The following is a 2,448-nucleotide window of genomic DNA, read 5'->3' on the forward strand; positions in this document are numbered from 1 at the left end:
AAGTAGAATAGTACTTTTTATAACTTTGAATGTCATTCATAATAGCACCAGTAAGAAGAAAACAGGCTTTACGGTACTACTAGTTACCAAAGATGTTACAGTAGTTTATTTAGAATCAGATTGATTGAAAGGTTGTACTATATGGCCTAATAATTTCGAAAAAATGTCGGTGTGGCATAAAACAATTATGGAGGTTAAAGATATGAGTACTTCAAATTTGAATGAAATAAGTAAACAAATTTTAAAAGAGGAGGAAACACTTCAATTTTCCTCTTTTACAAATGAAGATGCCTTGCAACTAGGTTTATTTATCGTTGAAACAGCAAAGCGAGAGGGGAAATTGATTGCTGTTGATATAACGAAAAATGGTGTGCAATTATTTCATTTCAAGATGACAGGGACAAATGAGGAAAATACGAAATGGATTGAGCGTAAAAAACGAGTCGTTTCCCTGCATGATCGTAGCTCGTATTATATGCAGATACAAAGTGAAATAACTGGGGTCTCCTATAATGAAAAATATCTTTTAGATACTTCAGAATACGCTGCGTTTGGTGGATGTTTTCCTATCAGAATAAAAAACGTAGGGGTTATTGGAATGATAACAGTTTCAGGATTACCACCAGAAGAAGATCACGAATTGGTAATAAGGGCAGTTAAAAATCATTTGAAGCAATAGTAAAAGTAAATGTGATGGTTAAGTAAAAGCCAAGAATGAACATATTATAGTTCGTTTTTGGCTTTTTATTATTTTTTCTTATAGTCGGCTAAGAGGGTTCTTTTACAGGTAGTACTTAATTGTGCAATGTTCTTTAAATTGCATCGTTTTGTTCGAGTGAGCGAAATTGCTGTAATTGAAGATGCTCTAAATTAATGTGAAATTTGGCGATTAAAGTAGCTACATTTCATATTTGTGTAAATATGAAACAAGCAGGATACATGAATAGAGAATGGATAAAATAGTACCGAATGATGATTAGATTTTATGAATGATGTTATAAGGCTTTTTTTAGGAAAACTGAAGGAAGCAGTGTGTTTAGATTTAGAATGACTGGCAATGGGTGCTAGGAAGTTCAATGATTCAAAAATGAACTTATTTAAACGCATATTATCTTCGAGATGTATCATTTTGAAGAATATTAAAACTTAGGAGGAACGGAATTATGACAAAAGATTTCTATACTGCACTGAAAGAAAGACGTACTTACTATGGGATTAATAAAGAGGTACAAGTATCGGATGAAAAAATTAAAGAAATCGTGGAGTTTGCTGTGAAATATACTCCATCAGCTTTCAATTCTCAAACTGCGCGATTAGTTGTATTATTTGGTGAAGCTCATGATAAATTATGGGATATTACAACTGAAACATTAAGAAAAGTAGTTGGAGATGGAGATTTCTCAGGAACGCAACAAAAAATGGATTCTTTTAAAGCTGGTTATGGAACAGTATTATTCTTTGAAGATGAGGCTATCGTTAAATCGCTTCAAGAAAAATTTGCTGCATATGCTGAAAACTTCCCAATTTGGTCACACCAAGCATCAGGTATGCACCAATTAGTCGTGTGGACAGGTTTAGAAGCAGAGGGATTAGGGGCATCATTACAACATTATAATCCGTTAATTGACGATGAGGTAAAACAAGAATGGAATGTCCCTGCTAATTGGAAACTAATTGCACAAATGCCATTTGGTAATCCAACAGCTGCACCAGGTGAAAAAGAATTCCAACCACTTGAAGAGCGTGTGAAATTTCATAAGTAATATTCGAATGTAATAAAATGGAAATTTAATCAGTGGTGGTCTTACTGTCCGCAAATAGCAGGGGAAGCTAACTGTATTGTAAAAATAAAACTGTTTATTAATAAAAAAGCTTATTCGTTTTTTTTATTAATCGAGTATGTATGAATAAAAGATTTTAAAACACTATTTTAATCTGTAAGGGAACAAGGTGATCGTTTTGATCACCTTGCTTTATTTCTTACATTTTATTTATTAAAAAACGCTAGCTTTTCATAAATGCTTGAAAAATTAGCGTTTTAATAATAGGTATCTGTAATTTGATTACTTAAAACTATATACGAAAAAGCTTTTATGTTATTCCTCAAGTTCTATCCATTCCTGTGACCATTCTTCTATTCCGCGAATAATAGCTTCTAAAGCAAATCCTTTTTGAGTTAAAGAATATTCTATACGAACTGGTGTCTCAGGAAAGACTTTACGTTCGACAATTCCTTCTAGTTCTAATTCTTTCAATCTTTCTGAAAGTAATCTTCCGCTAACAGGAAGAGAAGATTCAAGTGTACAAAAGCGCTGAGATCCAGAAAAAAGTTGGTAAATAATTAGTGCTGTCCATCGTTGACTAAAAAATTTCATTCCTTTTTCAAAGCGAGGGCATAATGTAGAATCATTCATTTTCCTTCACCTCCTAAAATAAATTATATAACAT

The 2,448-nt window shown here is 32.5% G+C and carries 3 protein-coding genes; 2 read left to right on the top strand and 1 reads right to left on the bottom strand.

Translation table 11 applies throughout. The features are described from left to right. The first annotated feature begins 163 nt into the window (after window positions 1–163). Entirely contained in the window at window positions 164–679 is a 516-nt protein-coding gene (locus ACQGS6_RS26450; RefSeq protein ID WP_139016290.1) for a heme-degrading domain-containing protein, read from the top strand. 484 nt (window positions 680–1,163) lie between these two features. Then, window positions 1,164–1,763 (top strand): nitroreductase family protein, encoded by a 600-nt coding sequence (locus ACQGS6_RS26455; protein ID WP_000158938.1) that lies wholly within the window; start codon window positions 1,164–1,166, stop codon window positions 1,761–1,763. 333 nt (window positions 1,764–2,096) lie between these two features. On the opposite strand, the gene ACQGS6_RS26460 is transcribed toward ACQGS6_RS26455, so the two are convergent. Then, the gene (locus tag ACQGS6_RS26460; protein WP_001000104.1) at window positions 2,097–2,414 is read right to left on the bottom strand and encodes a winged helix-turn-helix transcriptional regulator; all 318 of its coding nucleotides are present in this window, start codon (window positions 2,412–2,414) and stop codon (window positions 2,097–2,099) included. Window positions 2,415–2,448 lie beyond the last annotated feature (34 nt).

This window comes from Bacillus sp. GMs2/2, assembly GCF_050172095.1.
Classification (GTDB): Bacteria; Bacillota; Bacilli; order Bacillales; family Bacillaceae_G; genus Bacillus_A; species Bacillus_A cereus.

Coding starts and splice junctions, on each gene's coding strand:
- ACQGS6_RS26455 (WP_000158938.1), top strand. CDS start 1,164: ATGACAAAAGATTTCTATACTGCACTGAAAGAAAGACGTACTTACTAT.
- ACQGS6_RS26460 (WP_001000104.1), bottom strand. CDS start 2,414: ATGAATGATTCTACATTATGCCCTCGCTTTGAAAAAGGAATGAAATTT.
- ACQGS6_RS26450 (WP_139016290.1), top strand. CDS start 164: ATGTCGGTGTGGCATAAAACAATTATGGAGGTTAAAGATATGAGTACT.